Below are 18,785 nucleotides of genomic sequence, written 5' to 3' on the forward strand. Positions count from 1 at the left end.
AACATGTCACCCTCGTCGGACTGCCTTACAGCGTCCACCGCGGTCGGTCACCTACACAGACACGTGCGACATTCTCTGCTGTCATCGCATAGATTTTCTGCCGCGCCGTCCTGCTGCCACCGGCAATGTGCGGACTCAGCAGGACGGTGTCGAGGGCGCGCAGTGCACTATCCGACTCGAGCGGCTCGACCGCGAAAACGTCGAGCGCGGCGCCTGCCACCGCTCCAGAGCGCAACGCGGCGACGAGCGCCGACTCGTCCACCACATGTCCGCGCGCGACGTTCACGACAAGCGCCCCGGCCGGCAGCATCGAGAGCTCTCGCGCGGAGATCAGGCCGCGGGTCTGCGCGGTCAACGGCACGGCCACCACCAGCACCTGCGCGATCGGCAGCAAATCGTCCATCGTCAGGAAGCGTGCCGTTGCATCCTGGTGACGGGTTCGTGCGGTGTATGCGACGTCGCATCCGAACGCGGCGAACAGCGATGCGCACCGACGACCGATCGCGCCGAAGCCGACGATCCCGACCCGGAGTTCACCGAGGTCACGGCAACGCCGCGCCAGTATCGCCTGCTGGGGCCAGCGCCCCGCAGACACTTCCGCGTGGGCCCAGGGAATGGACCTGCTCAGGTTCGCTGCCGCGACAACCGCCCATTCGGCCACGGACGCCGCATTGGCGCCCGGGGTGTTGGCTACCGGGACTCCCACCGACGCCCACGCGGCGATGTCGATGTAGTTCACGCCGACCCCGGGTTGCTGAATCAGCTTCAGCCGGCGGGCGAGAGCCGCTTCGGTGGCGCCGAGCGGCAGCGCGCCACTCCAGTCGCCGACGACGATATCGGCGTCCGTCAGTAGTCCTCGCAGTTCATCGACGGTACGGAACTTCGGCCGGACAATGTGCCCGGCCGCGCCGACAGCGTCGCGGATCCTCGCACCGAGCGCGTCGTCCTCGTCCTGCGCCAGCACCACGATGCGGTTCATCGGTCGTCGCTTCTCCCTCCTCGGACGCATCGCGGGCCGCTCACGCACGGAACGCACGTGACCGGCCCGCGGTGCGGATGACCCGGTGAGCTCAGGCTGACGCCTTCGCCTTCGCGGACGCCTTCGCCAGGAAATCCAGGCTGAGCGGGTTGTACAACGCGGCCTGCTCGTGCTGCGGCCAGTGGCCGCACTCGGGGTAGAGCTGCAGCTGGGCTCCGGGGATGTCCTCAGCCATCTTCTTCGCTTCCGGCACATCGCCGAACGGATTCTCGTGGCCCCAAACCACTAGGGTCGGCGCTTGAATCCGCGCGAGCCGCTCCGGACGCAGCAGGTTGCGTTGCCGGATTTCCATCTCCTGCAGGGACAGCAGGTTGTGGATGTTCGCGACGAAGTCCGGCTGGTGGTAGATACGGTGCCGGGCCTCGACGAGTTCCTCCGTCGCATCGACCGGGTCGTGCATCAGTAGCCGGAGCCGGGCCCGGGTGAGTTCGATGTCGTCGTTCTGCACCGCCTTGGTGGTAGACGTCTTGATCCGCTCCATGATGGTGGGGTTCGCGACCGTGCCACCCGCGGCGAGCAGTTGGAGCGATAGCACGCGGTCGGGCAGTTCGCTCGCGAGGTGGGCCGCGACCCAGCCACCGAGCGACTCGCCCACCAGATGCGCGCGCTCGAGCCCTACCGCATCGAGATAGTCCACCAGATGCGCGACGTAGCGGGGGATCTCATAGCGATAGTCCGGCTTGCCCGTGTAGCCATGCCCGAGCATGTCGATGGCGTGGCATTCGTAGTACGGCGCGTGCGCGGCGATGTTCCGAGCGAACGCTTCGAGATGGCCGCTGGTGCCGTGCAGGAACACCACCGCCTCGTCCCCGGAACCGGCCTGCAGTGCGCGGGTGGGAACGCCGTTCGCGTCCACCGTCTTCAGTGTGAAGTCCAGTCCGGCCAGTTCGTTCCAGATTGTCATGATTGCGTTCCTTGTGACGGTGAGTAGGGGTTGGAGGGGTCCAGAACCGCAACACCCATTCCGGTGAGCCACTCCGGAACAGCCTCGTAGGCAAGGCGTTCTGCGGGGATGTAGTGCATGATCGCGGCCATCATCAACCAGGTGCGCAGCTCCTGTGCGCCGTTGCCGGCCGCCTCGTCGACGTAGCTCGTGGAGTACTCGGCCAGTTCCGACGCCTTCCCGCCGACGAACAGGTCGAGGACGCGATCGTCGAACTCGGGGGTGATGGCGGCCTCCGCGGCCCGAATGATCTGTCGGCGACGAACGTCGTAATCGGACCAGTTCTCCCGGCCGTCCAGCCATGCCTGGACCATGAAGTCCTCGTCCTCGCCGTGCGGATCGCGCCAGTCCGGCCACGGCAGTTGATGCGAGAGGCCGCCGGAAGCGATGACGACGACCCGCTTGTCCTTGGGGTAGCCGGCGATCGCCGCACGTAGTGCGGTGGCAAGCTCCGCGCACCGCTGGAAAGTCGGCAACGGTGGCGCGAATACGTTGACCACAAGGGGGACGATCGGCACGTCGAGGCCTTCGAGCAGATACTGGATCGCGTGCGATTGCCCGTGATCGATCTGCAGCCGCGCCGAGTACGCCAGGTCGAAACGCCCGCTCTCGATCACCTCGTTCGCCAGGTGCCGGGCGAAATCGACATCGACCTGCTGCGGGCCCTTCGGAGTTCCGGATTCGCCACTCGAAATACATTCGCCCACACCCAAAGTGAAGGCGGGAATGAGATCCAGCCAGAACCCACGAAAGTGGTTGGATCCGATGATCAACACGACGTCCGGCGCCACGGCCGCGATCCGGTCCCGCGTGGCGTACAGCGCGTCACGGAAGCGACCGGCCTCCGCCTTGTGCGTCGTCTCCTCCCAGTGGGTATTCATCAGGGTGCTGTGCGAGGCGCCGACACCTAGCACGATTGTCGCCATCAGTAGCTCCCTACTTCCTCGAGTGTGCGTGTGACCGTGTCGAGGGCGACACGGATGAGATACCTGGTGAGCTTCTCCGCTTCCCGGAGGTCCACCGTGTTCATGCCCATCGCGAAGTCCACCTCGAAAGGCGCGTCCACGACCTTCGGCATGCCCACCCGCACCGTGGGGATCCCCCGCCCGCGGAGAATGTTCGCGTCGGTGGCGCCGCTCGCGTCGTGGAACTCCTGATGCGGAGCGCGTTCGACCGCCTCCCACGCCTCGATCGCCTTGCGGCACAGCCACATCTGCGGATCAGAGCCCGCACCCGGAATCGCCAGGACCTGTTCCACGTCGATTCGGATGCCACCGAGGTCGGCGGCGATCTGCCGCATCGCCTCGACGAGTTCGCGTTTGGCCGCGATCGGAGTGGTGCGCGGGCTGAGCCGAAGATCGATCATCATGCGGACGTTCTCCGGAGTGAACGATGCCGTGCGCTCCCATCCGCCTCGGATGTTCGCGACCATGCCCTGCGGCAGGACGAGGCCGTCTCCGTGTGCCCGCGAGTACACCGGGAACCACTCCTCGAGTCGCGCCGCGACCGCCCCGGCCAGAGCCACCGGGTTCTGATACGGCAGTCGATGGCGCGAACCCACGTAGGTGTGGCTACCGTGCACCGTGATCTCGAACCAGGCGAGGCCGACCTCTTCCCAGGACACGGTCCACCCCGGTTTCGCGATGAGCGCGAAGTCGGCCCACACCCCCTGTTCGAGCAGGAAGGAGCAGCCGACCCCTTGGCCGGTGTTGCGTCGCGGATTGCCCACGCCGGGCCGTGCATTGGTCGGCATCCCACCCGCACCGAATCCCAGCAGGAGGTCTCCGGTGAGCGGGATTCCGGCGGCGCGGATCGCCTCTCCCGCGACCATGACGCACGCGGCGTGCCCCTTGGGATTGGAGGCACCGAGTCCGAGGACGTAGTCGTCGACGGTCGTGGCGCGCGGGAGCATATCGGTGCGTAGCGATCCGCCCGCCCATGGCAGATCCTCCTCGGCGTTCCCACTGGTCACCGTGTCGATCGGGGCGTACAGCAGCAGGTCCGGCCCGCTTCCGTCGCCGCGCACTCGACCCCACGAATTCGCCTGCCGGTCATCGAGATACATGGTGCGCGACTCGATCCCCGCCGACTCCAGCGTCGCGGTGATGTGCCGGGCGAGCGGGGCCTCGTCGCCCGTGGGGCTGGGAATGTCGACAAGCCCGGTCAGCACGTCGCGGAGCCGGTCGCGGCTCACCAGCGCGCAGGCCGCTTCCGCCCACCGGCTTCGCTGTGCATCCAGGCCGGCCAGCGCATCCGCCGCTCCGACCATCATCGATCGACCTGATGTACCTGCGTGTTGCTACGTTGCGCGACGAACCGCCAGGCGATGGGTGCGCCCGCGACGACCGCCCCACCGGCGACTAGTGCGATCAGGGTCTTCAGCATGAGATTCCTCTATTCGCTGGACTCGACGGGTTCTGCGGACTCGACTGCGCCCGTGCGACGACGGGATGCGGGCGCCCGGCGCTCGCGCGCCCTGGTCACCGGTTCGCTTGCGAATTCGACTGCCGCGGTAAGTTTCTCGGCATACTCTTCCTCGGCGAGATTGCGCCACATGGTGAGCGAGACGTCGGGCCGGTACAGCTTCTCCGGCGGCGCGTCGGTGACCTCGACCATCCACGCGTCCTGTCCGGAGAACTGACCGTGGAACAGCCAGCGGATCGCACCGAGGTACTTCGCATAGAAACCGAGCCTCTTGATTCCCGACACGAAGTTCACCATCAACCCGACATACAGGTGACGCTCGTCGTCGACCGGTACGTAGAACTCGTAGTGGATGAAGTTGGGATATGCGATGCGCAGCACGCCGGGCATGGACAGGGAAGCGAACCCGGGGAACTGCTGTGCCTCGATGACAGGATTCACCGGGAGTCCGGCACCGACGTTGCCGATCTGCGACACCGTGCCCTCGTTCGGCTTCTTCTTCCACCACCGTTTGTTGGTCCAGGTACCCACACCGGGGAAATCGGCCTCCCAGTACACCTCGTCCTGCACGCGGTAGATCCAACGGCCTTCGCGCACGATGCGGGTGATGTTCCACGTCGGCATCGGCTTGAACAGCCGCCACAGCGCGGTGCGATGCAAGTACTTCGCGTGTCCCTCGTCGAAGCCGTTCTCGCAGGCAAAACGCCAGTTGCCCGCGCGTGGCTGGATGCGTCCACCGACAATTCCGGCATTCTCGACCAGCTCACGCGGCAACTGCTCATCGAGTGGCGGCGCGGACTCGCGCGCGATCGGGATGTACACCCAGACGAGTCCGAGCCGCTCCTGCGCCGCATACGTCTGTACCGAGAGCTTGCCGCAGATCTTCGAGTCCGGCCCGTCGGTGATGACCGCGACGAGCTTGCCGTCCGTCAATCGATATGTCCAACCGTGGTATGGGCAACTCACCGTGCCCGGGAACTGCTGGTCACCTTCCGACAGCGGCACCCCGCGGTGTGGGCAGCGGTCGTGCAGCGCGTAGACCTTGCCGGCGTCCCGAATGATGGCGAGTCTTTCACCGCAGATCGTGTAGCTCTTCGGGTCCTTGGTGATGTGACTGGACCAGGTGACGGGGTACCAATACCCTCGGTACCCACTGCCGGCCGCGTTGTATTTGGGCCATGCCGTCCAGTCCTGCCGACCGGCCGCACGCGGCCGCTCCGGGACAGCCTGGGTGGCTTCCGGCGCCTCGGCACCAGTCATGTGAAGTCCTCTCGACACGAGATGTTTGATACAGCGATCCTGAGCGAACGACGACCGAGCGCCAACGGATTCGGTTTGCTCAGCAGACCGGGTTCGCGTTGCCGACCACCACGGCCTCGCCTACCGCACACGGTGGGCCGTCGCCGCAGCGCTCCTCGAGATCGAGGGTGACGAGCCCGTCGGCGATCTCACGAACGACACCGGTCACGACGAGTTCGCAGCCCACGTAGGCGGGCCCGCGGTTGCGCCAGCCGACGGAGACCACACCGCGCGGTCCGCCGGCGAATATCGCCACCGCGCGGTAGAACAGTGCCCCGTGCAACTGGGCCATGACCACCGGTGCGTCGAGGCCCTCGATCCTGGCGTATTCGGGGTCGTAGTGGATGCGGTGAGCATTGTGCGTGGCGGCGCCGAACCGGAGCAGGCGCACCGGATCCGTCTGCAGGACAACAGGTTCGATCCGCTGGCCGACTTCGGCGTGATGGCTGGGCGCTGTCGTCATCGGACGATGAACCTCTCGGTGACGGTGGCGAGGTCTCCTGCACCGAGGGTGCGATAGACCTTCGACACCGTGAGCAGAAGGAACTCCGAGCCCGGCCGGCCCTTGCGCTCGACGGTGTCGAGGATGCGGCGGACCGCGATCGGATCTCCGAGTGGAACCGGGTGGTGGAAGGTGATGTTCTGCCCGCCCGCCATCAGACGCACGTCCAATCCGTCGGTGCCGGGAACCTCGTCCCGGAACATGCCATCGGCTCGATAGTCGGCCTCGACGCCGCCATCGGGACCCCGGAGCAAGCTGGGCAGGTACAGGGGATGCACTTCGAAGCCCACGGAATCGGGATCGATTAGCCGCGGGTCGGTCTCACCGCATGCGCGCGCGAACGCGACCGCCTCCGGCGCCCGCAATGGGCCGAGATCCCGGTGCTCGACTGTGCCGACGAGAGCTCTGGCCTGCTCTTCGGCAGCCCTCAAGTCTGATCTCATCCGCTGAAGCTAGCCCCGCGCCACAGCGCCGAACCACAGACCGGGACCGCCCAGCGGACCACAATCCTTCACACCGTCTCCTGGATGAAGTCAGGTAGGCCCATGGCCCAACCACCGAACAGCTTGTACGCCAGCGCAGCTGGCGTGAAGTTCCACTACCACGATCTCGGCGCGGGAAGTCCGACGATCTTCCTGCACGGCGGCGGACCCGGCTGCACCGCCTGGTCGGACTTCGGCCCGGTGGCACCGTTGTTCGCGCGCGATCGCCGGGCGATACTCGTCGACATCCTCCAGTACGGCCGGTCGGACAAGTGCACCATCACCGGACCGATGTGGGACTTCCACGCCGCCAAGATCGTCGCCCTCCTCGACGAGCTGGGGATCCCCCGCGCCGACTTCGTCTGCAACTCATGGGGCGGGACGATCGCCCTCAATCTGGCGGCCAAGTACCCCGACCGCGTTCGCACCTTGGTGGTCACCGGCAGCATGCCCGTGTTCTACGGTCCCCTCGCTCCGCTGCCGGAAAACGGTCACCGCGGGCGCACGGCCCGAGACGTCTACTACGGCGGGGAGGGTCCGACTCGGGAGAAGATGCGCCAGCTGATCACTCGCCTCGAGTGGTTCGACGGAGACAAGCTCCCGGAACAGACCCTCGACATGCGTTACGAACAGAGCCTCGACCCTGAAGAGATGGCTCTCGCGGCGGCATCGGACAACCCGCGAGGTGAGTGGCAGGACCTCACCGCCGAACTCGGGATGATCACCGCGCCCGTGTTGTTCGCCTGGGGAATGTACGACGCCTTCCTCACCCCGGACTATCCCCTGATGCTGGCCAGGATGATCACGCACGGCCACCTATACGTGATGGACAAGGCATCACATCACCTCCAAGAGGAACGGCCCTACGACTACTACTCCGTGGTGACCGGCTTCCTTGACCAGCAACATCAGTGACGCCGAGGTCCTCGCCCCGCCTGAGGGTCGAAGCCGACTCCGATTGGTACTGATCCTCGGAGTGCTCACCGCGCTCGGGCCGTTCACGGTCGACATGTATCTTCCAGCGCTGCCGACAATCACAGCCCACTTCCAGACGACCGATACCGCGGTGCAACTCACTCTGACGGGCACGCTGGCCGGACTCGCGATCGGCCAACTCGTCGTCGGACCGTTGTCGGACATCTACGGTCGACGTCGACCACTCGTCGTCGGCACCGTTGTCCACATGCTGGCTTCGGTGTCCTGCTTCTTCGCTCCGACCATCGCGGTGCTCGGCGCCTTGCGAACCCTGCAGGGATTCGGCGCCGCCGCGACCGGGGTGATTGCCATGGCGGTCGTCCGCGACCTGTTCGTCGGTCGCGCCGCGGCCGTCGTCCTGTCGCGCTTGATGCTCGTGATGGGGGTGGCGCCGATTCTTGCCCCGTCGATCGGGGGACTGCTCCTGACCGCGGTCTCGTGGCAGGGCGTGTTCCTTGTTCTGGCCGGGCTCGGTACGGCGATGATGCTGCTGGGCGGATATGCGATGCCGGAGACCCTGCCGCCCGCCACCCGCACCGGCCGAGCGATTTCCCAAGTGGTGAGCAGGTACCGCACGCTGACCCGTGATCGCCATTTCGTCGTTCTGGTGCTGGTGTGCGGCCTGGGGCGGGCTGTCCTGTGGGCATATATCGCCGGTTCGTCGTTCGTGATGCAGGACCAGTTCGGGCTCGACCCCGAGTTGTACGGCTTCGCCTTCGCGACCGGCGCTGTGGTGTTGATCGGTGCGTCACAACTGAACGTGGTCCTGCTCGATCGATGGTCTCCACTTCGCATCAGCGTTGGCTCGCTCCTGGCGAGCACCATCGTGGGTGTGGGCTTCATCGCCCTGGCGGCCACCGGAACCGGGGGCTTCCTCGGCTTCGCCCTACCGGTGCTCACCTTGCTCTGCGCGACCGGGTTCGTGATGCCGAACGCGCCGGCGCTGGCCCTGTCCCGCCACGGTGAGGCGGCCGGGACGGCCGCCGCGATGGTCGGCTTCGCGCAGTTCGCGGCGGCAGCCGTTGTCGCACCGGCAGTCGGCGCACTCGGCAACACCAGCCTCGCGGTGGCAGTGGCGATGACGGCGTCAGCGGCGCTCGGGTTCTTCGCGCTGGCGATGGCAGGCAGGCAGCGTTGCTCGGCAGCGCGGGTTACGCCGAGCGCGCGAGAGAACTCAGTGTCCGGTTGATCCCCAGACCCGCGGACTTCAGCGGGCCGGACACCCTGTCGAGGTTCATCCGGGCGGTCGATGTGGACAATCCGACTGCCCCCACCAGTACCGAGTGGTGGCCGAACACCGGTACCGCCGCGCTGACCACGCCGAGCAGCAGTTCCTCGGCCTCCACCGCCAGCAGGTTCTGCCGGACGGCGTCGAGTTGGCGGTACAGGTGCGCCGCCGACACGACCGTTCGTCGAGTGATCGAGGGCAGCCCGTTATCGACCACCCGCTCGACAACATCCGGAGCGGAGAACGCGAGAATCGCCTTGCCCGTAGCCGTGGCGTACAGCGGCAGCCGTCCCGCGACGCGTGACGGTATCTCGACCGCACCGTGCCCGGAGATCTTGTCGACGTAGAGCACGTCGAAACCGTCCCGGATCGCGAAATGAACCGTCGCGGTCGTCACCGCGTGGAGTTCCTGCAGATACGGCAGTGCGGCGTCCCGGAGTACTCGTTGCGCCGGCACCAACTGCCCCAGCTCGAACAGACGCAGCCCGAGGCGGTACTTCGTCCCGACGCGCTCTAGGACACCCCACTCGACCAGCCCGTTCGCCAGCCGATACGTCGTAGCCTTGGCCACTCCGCTGCGCCGAGACAACTCGGTGAGCGACAGCGCCCCCGAATCCGCGTCGAACGCCTCGAGCAGCAATCGTGTTTTGCCCAGTACCGATTGCATTGTCGAGCGCCTCCAACAGACCCAGGCGGTCCACTCACCGGACCAGGTCTGCCCACCATACCTTCACGCTTCCGTCCCGGAGTCGGCACGGACGGCGCCGCGTCGGCGGGCGTCGCGCGCCATTGGCATCCGGTCCGTAGCCCGACATTCGATCAGAGCACCGAACGTCGATATCCAGCGTGTGCGCCGTGCACCGCGGCAGGCCGGCCACCACGGCCGATTCCGGCTAGCGGCAGCACTCGGGGTCGAGTACGAAACACAAGGCGGACAACGCATCCCGGCATGCCGCATGCTGCACGGTCATTCCCTGACGCACCGATGCCACCAACCCGGCCGCGCGCAACTGCCCCAGATGATGGCTCACCGTCGACTCCGCCAGCGCCACCGCGGCAGCCAGCTCACGCGTATTGACCGTGCCGTCCCGCTCGGCCAGCAAGAGCGACATCAACGTGACCCGCACCGGATCCGCCAGCGCCTTCAACCGCAATGCCACTTCCAGCGCGACCCGCTCGTCGACCGGAGCCGCCGCCACCGGCGCGCAACAGATCGGCGCGGACACATCGATCGCGGGCAGCGTCTTCGGCATACCCTATATCGTGGCATATATCGAAAGCCGCGAACGACGCCACCGCGGCGAAAAGCTCAGTCCCCCACCGGAAATACCCCAGCGGCCGCCGCGGCGAGCGACGGCCGCGGCGCATCGAAGATCTCACGCCGCGGCGAGCTTCTTCGCATCCCTGCGGACACCGAACGCGGTGACGATCTCCATGATGCCCAGGATTATCAGCCACCATCCGGCCACCAAGGCCAGCGTCGCCACTGATGCGACCGGCCAGACAATCAGCACAACACCACCGATCGCCGTGATGATCCCGAAGAAAGCCTCCCAGCCTCGACCCGGCAGCTTGGGTTCCGAGATCGCCGCCATCAGCAGCGCGACACCGCGGAACAGCCAGCCGATACCGATCCACAGGCCGAGCAACAGAATCGAGGCCAACTCGTCGCGGAAGCAGAAGATGCCGATAATGATCGACAACACACCGCTGATGAACGCCAGCACCCGGATTCCGGTGCTGGTATGCGTGCCGAATGCGGCCAGCAACTGCAAGAAGCCACTAACCACCAGATAGATACCGAAGATGATCCCGGCGGCCACCAGTGTCACATTGGGCCAGACCAGGATCATCACACCGAGGACCACCGACAGGATGCCGGTGACCAGAACCGATTGCCACGCACTGCGCGCAAGCGACTGCAGAGGACCCTCTAGCACGCTGTTTGTCGTCATGACGTGATGTTATGCCTTGTAACAGCGGTTTTCTGGAAATTTGCCGGACAACCGCGCTGAGCGGGCTACCCGGCCTGGGCGGGTGCCGAGATGTTGACCATCCACGCGATGCCGAAGCGGTCCAGGCACATGCCGAATTCGTCGCCCCACAGCTGCTTCTCCAACGGCACCGTGACGGTGCCACCGGCGCACAGCTTGTCCCAGTAGCCGCGCAGTTCGTCCACGTCGTCACCGCTGAGACTGATCGAAATGCTGCTTCCTGGTTTGTATTCCATACCTGGCGGGGTATCCGAAGCCATCAGCGTAAATCCGCTCGGTGTCTCCAGCGTGCCGTGCATGATCAGTGCCGCGCCGGGCGCGTCCTTATCCCCCATATCCCCGAAGGTGTGCATGGTCAGCGTGCCGTCGAACACATCTCGATAGAACTCCAACGCGGTCCGCGCCGAGTCCGAAAAACCGATGTACGGGTTGAGTCGGGAGGTCATGGGAACGCTCCTTGGTGGTAGTGGCCGCCACCGCCGAGGTTAGTCCGCCGACTCGGACAGTGGGCTCGATAACGAGCTACTCGCTCACGTTTACCGCCGAAGGGGCTCGGGTAGTCATCCGTCAGTGGCTCTCGTCGTGTGCACCCATGGGGTGAAGCGGGTGGGTCGGGTTCGCGAGTCTCGGGTGGCTAGGAGAAGAGGGTGGCGGTTGTTCTCGTGCTGCAGGCACGTGGCCTCGGTGATCTACTCACCGCGGTTCCCGCGTTGCGCGCGCTGCGACGGGCGAAACCGCATGATCAGATCGTCCTGGCCGCTCCGCATCGCTTGAAGCCGATCGTCGATCTCATCGCCTCTGTCGACTCGATGATTCCGACCGCCGACCTCGGCGACCTACGCTGGGACGCTCCCGAACCGGCGCTCGCGGTGAATCTGCACGGACCGAGCGCCGAGAGCATCGTCGCGCTCACCAAGACCGATCCCGGGCGCATCCTGTCCTACCGCAATCCGGCCTTTCCGGAGCTGGACGGCCCGGAATGGCAGTCGGATATGCATCACGTCGAGCGCTGGTGCCATCTGCTCGAGTCCGACGGCATCGTCGCCGATCGCCGCAATCTCGGACTGGTCCCGCCGGTCGCGACGACCAGTCGCCGCGACTGCATCGTGGTGCACGTCGGTGCGGGCGCACCGGCCCGCCGCTGGCCGCCGGACCGGTTTGCCGCGGTGGTGCGGCATCTGCTGGTGCTCGATCGCGAAGTGGTGCTCACCGGTGACGAGTCCGAGCGCGACAACGCGCTGAATATCGCCGCCCGCGCGGGACTACCCGTGAGCCGGGTGCTGGCCGGCGAGCAGAATCTCATCGAACTCGCGGCTACGGTCGCCGAGGCCGCCCTCGTCATCTGTGGCGATACCGGCGTCGCGCATCTGGCCACCGCGTTCGGAACCCGCACCGTATTGCTGTTCGGTCCGACACCGCCGCGCTGGGGTGGGCCGCCACCCCATCTCCTCGGCAGGCATGCGGTGCTGTGGGCCGGTCAGCTCGGCGATCCCATGGCCGATGTGCCCGACCCCGGATTGCTGCGTATCGGCGTTACCGAGGTGATCGGCGCGGTCGACAAGCAGCTCGCCAAGCGCGCATGGCCAGCTGGTGGCAACAATCGCGGGCGAACGGCGTATCGCCGCGTGGGTTGACCAACACGTGCCGCGCGGCGGGCACGGCACAGATGCCGATGCCGATGCCGCGACAGGGTCGTCTACTCCAATAGTTCGCCAGTCGCGGCGGTCAGGTGCCGCCCTCGGCGCGGGCATCACTCAAGGCGGCGGCATAGGCTGCCAGCGCACTGGGCCAGAACTGCTCGAGATAGTCGCGCGCATCGCCGAGTCCACGGGGATCCAGGAAGTACAACCGTCGATTGCCGTCCGGACGCATCATCACCAGCCGAGCCCCGCGCAGCACGCGCAGATGCTGCGAGGCTGCCGAGCTGGTCACGCCGACGAGCTTCGCGAGATCACCGACGGATAGCGGAGCGGTCGGCAACGCCTCGAAAATGGCTCGACGGGTCGGATCGGCGAGCGCCTCGATGGCGCGAACTCCATTAGTCGCCACTGAAATAGTTTGATCAGCCGGCATCTTGCGGGTCAATACTTCGCGATACGGCATATCGCCAGGTCTGCAACATTTCCAGCTCATGCCGTTACCTGTCTGTAACCAACCAACTGGGCTTTTGTCGACCAGTGACCGTTGCCACAGGATTGCGGAACACGGAGAGCGGTCCCGTACGTTCTAGCAATGCCCGTGACCGTACCGTTATCTTATCGTCTCGGCTCGACCCGTTCACGCCGCAACCGCACCGCAACCCGGGCGGTTGCCGCGGCCGCGGTTCTCAGCGCCTCGCTCGGCGTAATGACCGCCGTGGAGCCCGATGCGCTGGCCGGGAAGAACGACCAGTCGGCCGACCGGACCACTGGCGCCGTCGCCTTCACCGCATCCACCCCGCGCGAGGCCCAGATGCCGCAGACCGTTCCCGAGGCGGTGGTCTGGGAGCAGAGCCGTCTGGCTGCCGAGGCGGCCCGGCCGCGCACCGTTCGTCCCATCGAAGGCGTACTGACATCCAACTTCGGCATGCGCTGGGGCGCGCTGCACGCGGGCCTCGATTTCGCCGACCCCATCGGGACCCCGATCGCCGCGGTCACCGACGGTACCGTCATCGACGCGGGTCCGGCCTCCGGCTTCGGTCTGTGGGTTCGGGTGCTGCAGGATGACGGCACCATCGGCATCTACGGCCACGTGAACGACATTCTCACCAGCGTCGGTCAGCCGGTGCGCGCGGGCGATGTCATCGCCACCGTCGGCAACCGTGGCTTCTCCACCGGCCCGCACCTGCACTACGAGATCCACGCGGGCGACGGCGCGCCGATCGATCCGATGCCCTGGCTGGGCGCGCGCGGTATCGCCGTCGGTATCGCCGCGGAGTAGCCGGGCTCACCCGCCGCTGGCGTAACCAACTCGGCCACCGGCGCATTCGTGATTCGATGAGGGATTGCGAATGCATCCGGTAATCGAGATGTAGTACCTCGGTATCATCCGCGAATGGCGCTGCAGCGGGACGTGGCCGGGTGTCGTCGTTTTCTACCGTCGGATCATGCCGACGATCGATACCCTTTCCGCCCCAGGCGATTCCGCGCGCCACCGCCGCCTCGCCGTCGCACCCGACCTGCCGCGCGGCGGTCGCCTACATCGCCCGCTGCTGTGGATGGTGGCCACCATGGCCGCGCTGGTCCTGTTCTCGGCCGGCGGCATGGTATTCGACGATCGGATGCTGCTCGACGAATCCGTGTGGCTCAAGCCGTTCAAGTTCGGACTCGCATTCGTGCTCTACGGAATCACGCTGGCGTGGCTGCTGTCGCTGCCGCACAAGGGAAGTCGGGTCACCTGGTGGATGGGGACGGTGTTCGCGGTCACCGGATTCGTGGACGTCGGATTCATCGTGGTGCAGGCCGCGCGCGGCACCTACAGCCATTTCAACAACCAGACCGATGCGGTCAATTCGATCGGTCAGCTGGTGTTCGCCTCCGGCGTGCCGGGCTTGTTCTTCGCGAATCTCGTTATCGTGCTGATCCTTTCGTGGCAGCGGCTGGTGGACCGGCCGACCGCCCGGGCCATTCACGCCGGACTCGGTCTCGCCGTCGTCGGAATGGCACTCGGATATCTGATGGGGTTCACCGGGAAACAGTTGGTACGCGACGCCGACGGCAATGTGGTCGAATTGGTGGCTGGGCATACCGTGTTGGCCGACCCGCCGCTGGACGCGCGTGACGGTGTCGGCGGTATGCCGATCACCCACTGGAGCACCATCGGCGGCGATCTGCGGATCCCGCACTTCCTCGGGTTGCACGCCATTCAGGTATTGCTGCTCGCGGCTGTCGCATTGGCCTGGTTGGCGCCGCGCTACCCGTGGCTGCGGGCCGAACGCACGCGCGCCGCGTTGATCGGGGTGTTCGCATCGGGCTATGCCGGACTGCTGGCGATCGTGTTCTGGCAGGCGATGCGGGCCCAGTCAATCGTGCATCCGGACGGTCGGACACTGTTCGCCGCCGGAGCATTGATCTGGGTGTGCACTCTGCTGACCCTCGCCGTCTACTGGCGGGCGCGGGCCGCGGTGAACCACAGCCGCAACGCCCCGAGCGCGGCGCGACTGTTCGCCGCGGGCACGCACACGCGTGGGTAGTAGCGGCGTTCACTAAGCTCCTGCTCCTATGGCCATCAGCGCGACACTGCACAACTTCACCGTCCAACTCGCCGACGTCGACCGTGCCGTCTACCAGGATTTGGAGCTGCGGGTCGCGCGCCACCCATCCGAAACCGCCGAATTCATGCTGACGCGACTGCTCGCCTACTGCCTCGAGTACGAGGAGGGCATTGCCTTCAGCGACGGCGGCGTATCGTCCACGGATGAGCCCGCCGTGCTGGTACGCGATCTCACCGGACGGCTCACCGCCTGGATCGAGGTCGGCGCGCCCGATGCCGATCGCGTGCACCGCGGCAGCAAATCGGCTGAGCGCGTTGCCATCTACACCCATCGCGACCCGGCCAAGGTGCTCGCACAGCTCACCGGTAAGCGGATCCACCGCGCCGATGCGATTCCGCTGTACAGCTTCGATCGCGACTTCATCGATTCGGCGGTAGCCGCGATCGAACGCCGCAACACGGTCACGGTGTCGATCACCGAGCGACTGCTGTACCTGGATCTCAACGGTACGAACCTGAGCACACCGGTCGAAGAGCGCAGGCTGGACCAACCGCCGACCAGATCCTCGACAGTCTCGCCCACTACTGCCACAAACTTACGGCGCTGAACAGCGAATCAGCACACTAGCGGTCGATGCTCACCGCAGCCGTTCTGCCTCGCGGGTGAGGGTCAACAGCGTGGCGCTCAACGCCTTCAGCTCTTCGGTGTCGGCGCCCTCACCGATAGCGGTGGCGACGTCCTCGGCGGCGCAGCGGGCGGCGAACCAGCGGTCGGCCAGATCGGCGGCCTCCTGGGCGCTCAGTACCACCGAATCCTCCGGAATTCCGGTTCCCTTCAAGCTGTTGCGGTGTTCGTAGGCGCGTTGGCGACAGGACTGACGGCAGTACCGGCGACGACGTCCGGCCTCCGATTCGACGATCTCCCGCCCACACCACAGGCAGCAGGACAGCACGCGGCGCGACATGACGCAGAACCCTAATGGTTGTGCCGACCGAATGGGGCGCCCGACCCTGGTTTATCGGCGCGGCGCGGGCGTGGCGGAGTCCGGCCGAGCCACCCACTACAATGGAACGGTTCGCCAGTACGCCGATGGGGAACTATTGGCGCAGGCACGATCGTTACATCTAAGGTCCAGCGAGCGTCACGCGTTCATCCGGCAGTGACCGATGAAGGACGCGGCCGCAACGCAACAAGACTCGAGCACACAGGGAGAGGCACACCATGGCAGATCGCGTACTCCGGGGCAGTCGGCTCGGAGCGGTGAGCTACGAAACCGATCGCGACCACGACCTGGCCCCGCGACGGATTGCTCGGTACCGGACCGATAACGGCGAAGAGTTCGATGTCCCCTTCGCCGACGACGCCGAGATCCCGCCGACCTGGCTCTGCCGCAACGGCCAGGAAGGCACCCTCATGGAGGGCACCACTCAGGAGACCAAGAAGGTCAAGCCCCCGCGCACGCACTGGGACATGCTGTTGGAGCGTCGCAGCAAGGAAGAGCTCGAGGAGCTGCTGAAAGAGCGGCTCGATCTGCTGAAGACCCGGCGTCGGGTCTAGGTTCCGAGGTCTCCGGGGCGGAGGTTCAGGGCAGAACCCCGGGAGAAACACCTTCGAAGACGAGAGAAGGCCGCTTGCACTATGCGGTGCAAGCGGCCTTTCTCGTACCCGAGTTCGTACAGCTGCCACCTGGTGCAACGGACGTACGGCTACCACAAGGCGCGCTGAGGACACAGCCTCGGGCGGATCCGCCCGAGGCCGAATGCGGCTGCGGGTAGTCGGCGAGCTATCGGTACACTGAGTCGCTCACGGCGCCCCGCCACTCGAACAGCACTTACCGGCCGAGCACTATTTGCTGGCGACCTTGCGGTAGCGCAGCAGAGCCAACGGTACGACCACCACCAGGATGGCGAGCGAACACGCCACCGCGTATTCGATGCAGTGATCGGCGGGCCAACCAGTTGGGCTGCCGAACGCGGGAGGTGCGCCGTTGTCGAAAAGCTTGCGACCGGCGGCGGAAACGGCGGTGATGGGGTTCCATTCGGCGACGGTGCGCAGCGGGCCGGGCAGCGATTCCGCGGAGATGAAGGCCGAAGAGATGAACGTCAGCGGGAACAGCCAGATCAGGCCCGCGCTTTGCGCGACTTCGACGGTGGGTGAGAGTAGACCGGTAATCGCCCCGACCCAGGACATGGCGAATGCGAACAGCAGGATGATCGCGAAAGCCAGTACGGCATCGGCGATCCCGCCGTTGATGCGCCAGCCGACGATATAGCCGCAGCCGACCATGACGGCCAGGCTCAGGATATTCACCGCCAGATCCGACAGGGTGCGGCCCATCAGCACCGCCAGCCGCGACATCGGCAGGGTGCGCATGCGGTCGATGATGCCCTTCTCCAGATCACCCGCCAGACCCACGGTGGTGAACGCGGCGTTGAAAGCGACGGTCTGGGTGAAGATTCCGGCGAGCAGGAATTCGCGATATTGGCCGCCGCCGAGTGAGGCACCGAAGATGTAGGCGAACAGGAATACGAACATCAGCGGCTGGATCGTCGCGGTCACCAACAGGGTCGGGACCCGCAGGATGGTCAGCAGATTCCGGTAGGCGACGATGCCGCTGTCCCGGATGATCCGGAGGTGTGGCTGCCGAATCTCCTGCGGTGATTCGGCATTCGCGGCCGGTTCCGCTTCGGCGCTCGCGACTGCGGTGCTCATCAAGACAAGATCTCCTCTTGTACATCGTCGATTTCCGGCTCGAGTTCGTGCGCGGAACTGCCGGTGAGGGACAGGAATACGTCGTCGAGAGTGGGCCGGTGCACGTCGGCGTCGACCACACACACCCCGGCATCGTCGAGCCTGCGCAGCGCTTCGACCATGGTGCGGGAGCCGTCGGCGACCACGATGGCGACCTCGTCCGCGCCTCGATCGTGGGTCGGCTCACCGATACCGACCTGCGCGAGGATCGTCAGCGCGGGCAGCACGTCTTGGCCCGCTGCCAGCGTGACGGTGAGCCGGTCGCCACCGATGGAGGTCTTCAGCTCATCGGCCGACCCCTTGGCAATGACCCGCCCGCGATCTATGACGGTGATGCGGTCGGCGAGTTGGTCGGCTTCTTCCAGATATTGGGTGGTGAGCAGCACCGTGGTGCCGTCGTCGACGAGATCGCCGATGACGCGCCACATATCGAGACGGCCACGCGGATCCAGACCCGTGGTCGGTTCATCGAGCACCACCACCGCGGGCCGCGCCACCAATGCCCCGGCCAGGTCGAGACGCCGCGCCATACCGCCGGAATAGGTGCCAGCGCGACGGTGCGCGGCATGGTCGAGGCCGAAGGAGCTGAGCAACTCCGCGGCGCGAGATGTGGCCTGCCGCTGCGACATTCCGTACAGCCGCGCCACCATGCGCAGATTCTCGTATCCGGTCAGGTTGGCATCGACCGCCGCGTACTGACCGGACAGTCCGATGCGCCGCCGCGCCGCCGCCGGATCACGCAAGACGTCGATGCCCGCGACTCGCACCGATCCGGCGCACGGCCGCAGCAGTGTGGTCACGATGCGCACCGTCGTCGTCTTACCCGCGCCGTTCGGCCCGAGCAGCGCCATCACCGTGCCCGCCGGAATCTGTAGGTCGATCTCGTCCAGCACTCGCACCCGGCCGTATGTCTTGACCAGGCCACGCACTTCTACCGCGAGACTCACGACGCGACC

22 protein-coding genes are annotated in these 18,785 nt (G+C 66.1%); 7 read left to right on the forward strand and 15 right to left on the reverse strand.

The window, feature by feature from the left end; genetic code table 11:
• Positions 1-25 precede the first annotated feature (25 nt).
• From AB0L58_RS04010 to AB0L58_RS04040, 7 genes are all read right to left on the reverse strand, one after another.
• Entirely contained in the window at positions 26-979 is a 954-nt protein-coding gene (locus AB0L58_RS04010) for an NAD(P)-dependent oxidoreductase (protein ID WP_364380674.1), read from the reverse strand.
• Positions 980-1,070: 91 nt separating this feature from the next.
• Positions 1,071-1,943 (reverse strand): alpha/beta hydrolase, encoded by an 873-nt coding sequence (locus AB0L58_RS04015; protein ID WP_364380677.1) that lies wholly within the window; start codon positions 1,941-1,943, stop codon positions 1,071-1,073.
• On the reverse strand, positions 1,940-2,908 hold the full coding sequence (locus tag AB0L58_RS04020) for a catechol 1,2-dioxygenase (RefSeq protein WP_364380680.1): 969 nt from the start codon (positions 2,906-2,908) through the stop codon (positions 1,940-1,942). The genes AB0L58_RS04015 and AB0L58_RS04020 overlap by 4 nt, the downstream gene beginning before the upstream one ends.
• Positions 2,908-4,254 carry a deacylase gene (locus AB0L58_RS04025; RefSeq protein ID WP_364380683.1) on the reverse strand — a complete coding sequence of 449 codons (1,347 nt, stop codon included), beginning with the start codon at positions 4,252-4,254 and terminating at the stop codon, positions 2,908-2,910. Before AB0L58_RS04025 ends, AB0L58_RS04020 begins: the two co-directional genes overlap by 1 nt.
• A gap of 122 nt (positions 4,255-4,376) precedes the next feature.
• Positions 4,377-5,666, reverse strand: a complete 1,290-nt coding sequence (locus AB0L58_RS04030; protein ID WP_364380686.1) for a Rieske 2Fe-2S domain-containing protein — start codon at positions 5,664-5,666, stop codon at positions 4,377-4,379.
• A gap of 79 nt (positions 5,667-5,745) precedes the next feature.
• Entirely contained in the window at positions 5,746-6,168 is a 423-nt protein-coding gene (locus AB0L58_RS04035; protein ID WP_364380689.1) for an acyl dehydratase, read from the reverse strand.
• Positions 6,165-6,650 (reverse strand): MaoC family dehydratase N-terminal domain-containing protein, encoded by a 486-nt coding sequence (locus AB0L58_RS04040; protein ID WP_364380692.1) that lies wholly within the window; start codon positions 6,648-6,650, stop codon positions 6,165-6,167. The genes AB0L58_RS04035 and AB0L58_RS04040 overlap by 4 nt, the downstream gene beginning before the upstream one ends.
• A 102-nt stretch (positions 6,651-6,752) precedes the next feature.
• Here AB0L58_RS04040 and AB0L58_RS04045 point away from each other — a divergent pair, with 102 nt between their 5' ends.
• Both AB0L58_RS04045 and AB0L58_RS04050 read left to right on the forward strand, forming a co-directional pair.
• Positions 6,753-7,604 (forward strand): alpha/beta hydrolase, encoded by an 852-nt coding sequence (locus tag AB0L58_RS04045; protein WP_364381749.1) that lies wholly within the window; start codon positions 6,753-6,755, stop codon positions 7,602-7,604.
• Positions 7,585-8,853: a multidrug effflux MFS transporter gene (locus tag AB0L58_RS04050; protein WP_364380695.1), complete on the forward strand. Its 1,269-nt coding sequence runs from the start codon at positions 7,585-7,587 to the stop codon at positions 8,851-8,853. Before AB0L58_RS04045 ends, AB0L58_RS04050 begins: the two co-directional genes overlap by 20 nt.
• Here the strand turns inward: AB0L58_RS04050 and AB0L58_RS04055 are convergent.
• From AB0L58_RS04055 to AB0L58_RS04070, 4 genes are all read right to left on the reverse strand, one after another.
• Positions 8,816-9,559, reverse strand: a complete 744-nt coding sequence (locus AB0L58_RS04055) for an IclR family transcriptional regulator (protein ID WP_364380698.1) — start codon at positions 9,557-9,559, stop codon at positions 8,816-8,818. The two genes, AB0L58_RS04050 and AB0L58_RS04055, sit on opposite strands and share 38 nt — an antisense overlap.
• A gap of 226 nt (positions 9,560-9,785) precedes the next feature.
• On the reverse strand, positions 9,786-10,145 hold the full coding sequence (locus tag AB0L58_RS04060) for an Rv2640c family ArsR-like transcriptional regulator (RefSeq protein ID WP_364380701.1): 360 nt from the start codon (positions 10,143-10,145) through the stop codon (positions 9,786-9,788).
• A gap of 123 nt (positions 10,146-10,268) precedes the next feature.
• Complete coding sequence (locus AB0L58_RS04065; RefSeq protein WP_364380704.1) at positions 10,269-10,847, reverse strand: HdeD family acid-resistance protein; 579 nt, start codon at positions 10,845-10,847, stop codon at positions 10,269-10,271.
• 65 nt (positions 10,848-10,912) lie between these two features.
• Entirely contained in the window at positions 10,913-11,332 is a 420-nt protein-coding gene (locus tag AB0L58_RS04070; protein WP_364380707.1) for a VOC family protein, read from the reverse strand.
• 201 nt (positions 11,333-11,533) lie between these two features.
• Here AB0L58_RS04070 and AB0L58_RS04075 point away from each other — a divergent pair, with 201 nt between their 5' ends.
• On the forward strand, positions 11,534-12,520 hold the full coding sequence (locus tag AB0L58_RS04075; protein WP_364380710.1) for a glycosyltransferase family 9 protein: 987 nt from the start codon (positions 11,534-11,536) through the stop codon (positions 12,518-12,520).
• Between the two features lie 91 nt (positions 12,521-12,611).
• Here AB0L58_RS04075 and AB0L58_RS04080 read toward each other — a convergent pair whose 3' ends face one another.
• Positions 12,612-12,935 (reverse strand): metalloregulator ArsR/SmtB family transcription factor, encoded by a 324-nt coding sequence (locus AB0L58_RS04080; protein WP_364380713.1) that lies wholly within the window; start codon positions 12,933-12,935, stop codon positions 12,612-12,614.
• A 183-nt stretch (positions 12,936-13,118) separates the two neighbouring features.
• Between AB0L58_RS04080 and AB0L58_RS04085 the strand changes: the two genes are divergently transcribed.
• From AB0L58_RS04085 to AB0L58_RS04095, 3 genes are all read left to right on the forward strand, one after another.
• Entirely contained in the window at positions 13,119-13,805 is a 687-nt protein-coding gene (locus AB0L58_RS04085) for a M23 family metallopeptidase (RefSeq protein WP_364380716.1), read from the forward strand.
• A gap of 166 nt (positions 13,806-13,971) precedes the next feature.
• On the forward strand, positions 13,972-15,057 hold the full coding sequence (locus AB0L58_RS04090; protein WP_364380719.1) for a hypothetical protein: 1,086 nt from the start codon (positions 13,972-13,974) through the stop codon (positions 15,055-15,057).
• A 28-nt stretch (positions 15,058-15,085) separates the two neighbouring features.
• The gene (locus tag AB0L58_RS04095) at positions 15,086-15,685 is read left to right on the forward strand and encodes a YaeQ family protein (protein ID WP_364380722.1); all 600 of its coding nucleotides are present in this window, start codon (positions 15,086-15,088) and stop codon (positions 15,683-15,685) included.
• A gap of 30 nt (positions 15,686-15,715) precedes the next feature.
• Here the strand turns inward: AB0L58_RS04095 and AB0L58_RS04100 are convergent, their stop codons facing one another.
• Entirely contained in the window at positions 15,716-16,042 is a 327-nt protein-coding gene (locus tag AB0L58_RS04100; RefSeq protein ID WP_364380725.1) for a hypothetical protein, read from the reverse strand.
• 257 nt (positions 16,043-16,299) lie between these two features.
• Here AB0L58_RS04100 and AB0L58_RS04105 point away from each other — a divergent pair, with 257 nt between their 5' ends.
• A complete protein-coding gene (locus AB0L58_RS04105; RefSeq protein WP_040691372.1) occupies positions 16,300-16,635 on the forward strand; it encodes an RNA polymerase-binding protein RbpA in 336 nt (111 codons plus the stop codon).
• A gap of 288 nt (positions 16,636-16,923) precedes the next feature.
• Here the strand turns inward: AB0L58_RS04105 and AB0L58_RS04110 are convergent, their stop codons facing one another.
• Positions 16,924-17,706: an ABC transporter permease gene (locus tag AB0L58_RS04110; RefSeq protein ID WP_364381752.1), complete on the reverse strand. Its 783-nt coding sequence runs from the start codon at positions 17,704-17,706 to the stop codon at positions 16,924-16,926.
• Positions 17,707-17,789: 83 nt separating this feature from the next.
• Complete coding sequence (locus AB0L58_RS04115) at positions 17,790-18,776, reverse strand: ATP-binding cassette domain-containing protein (protein ID WP_364380728.1); 987 nt, start codon at positions 18,774-18,776, stop codon at positions 17,790-17,792.
• Positions 18,777-18,785 lie beyond the last annotated feature (9 nt).

This window comes from Nocardia sp. NPDC052112, from assembly GCF_040680135.1.
Classification (GTDB): Bacteria; Actinomycetota; Actinomycetes; order Mycobacteriales; family Mycobacteriaceae; genus Nocardia.

Excerpts from the sequence above, each read along its gene's own strand:
- AB0L58_RS04010 (WP_364380674.1), bottom strand. The coding sequence starts at position 979 with ATGAACCGCATCGTGGTGCTGGCGCAGGACGAGGACGACGCGCTCGGT.
- AB0L58_RS04015 (WP_364380677.1), bottom strand. The coding sequence starts at position 1,943 with ATGACAATCTGGAACGAACTGGCCGGACTGGACTTCACACTGAAGACG.
- AB0L58_RS04020 (WP_364380680.1), bottom strand. The coding sequence starts at position 2,908 with ATGGCGACAATCGTGCTAGGTGTCGGCGCCTCGCACAGCACCCTGATG.
- AB0L58_RS04025 (WP_364380683.1), bottom strand. The coding sequence starts at position 4,254 with ATGATGGTCGGAGCGGCGGATGCGCTGGCCGGCCTGGATGCACAGCGA.
- AB0L58_RS04030 (WP_364380686.1), bottom strand. The coding sequence starts at position 5,666 with ATGACTGGTGCCGAGGCGCCGGAAGCCACCCAGGCTGTCCCGGAGCGG.
- AB0L58_RS04035 (WP_364380689.1), bottom strand. The coding sequence starts at position 6,168 with ATGACGACAGCGCCCAGCCATCACGCCGAAGTCGGCCAGCGGATCGAA.
- AB0L58_RS04040 (WP_364380692.1), bottom strand. The coding sequence starts at position 6,650 with ATGAGATCAGACTTGAGGGCTGCCGAAGAGCAGGCCAGAGCTCTCGTC.
- AB0L58_RS04045 (WP_364381749.1), top strand. The coding sequence starts at position 6,753 with ATGGCCCAACCACCGAACAGCTTGTACGCCAGCGCAGCTGGCGTGAAG.
- AB0L58_RS04055 (WP_364380698.1), bottom strand. The coding sequence starts at position 9,559 with ATGCAATCGGTACTGGGCAAAACACGATTGCTGCTCGAGGCGTTCGAC.
- AB0L58_RS04060 (WP_364380701.1), bottom strand. The coding sequence starts at position 10,145 with ATGCCGAAGACGCTGCCCGCGATCGATGTGTCCGCGCCGATCTGTTGC.
- AB0L58_RS04065 (WP_364380704.1), bottom strand. The coding sequence starts at position 10,847 with ATGACGACAAACAGCGTGCTAGAGGGTCCTCTGCAGTCGCTTGCGCGC.
- AB0L58_RS04070 (WP_364380707.1), bottom strand. The coding sequence starts at position 11,332 with ATGACCTCCCGACTCAACCCGTACATCGGTTTTTCGGACTCGGCGCGG.
- AB0L58_RS04085 (WP_364380716.1), top strand. The coding sequence starts at position 13,119 with ATGCCCGTGACCGTACCGTTATCTTATCGTCTCGGCTCGACCCGTTCA.
- AB0L58_RS04090 (WP_364380719.1), top strand. The coding sequence starts at position 13,972 with ATGCCGACGATCGATACCCTTTCCGCCCCAGGCGATTCCGCGCGCCAC.
- AB0L58_RS04095 (WP_364380722.1), top strand. The coding sequence starts at position 15,086 with ATGGCCATCAGCGCGACACTGCACAACTTCACCGTCCAACTCGCCGAC.
- AB0L58_RS04100 (WP_364380725.1), bottom strand. The coding sequence starts at position 16,042 with ATGTCGCGCCGCGTGCTGTCCTGCTGCCTGTGGTGTGGGCGGGAGATC.
- AB0L58_RS04105 (WP_040691372.1), top strand. The coding sequence starts at position 16,300 with ATGGCAGATCGCGTACTCCGGGGCAGTCGGCTCGGAGCGGTGAGCTAC.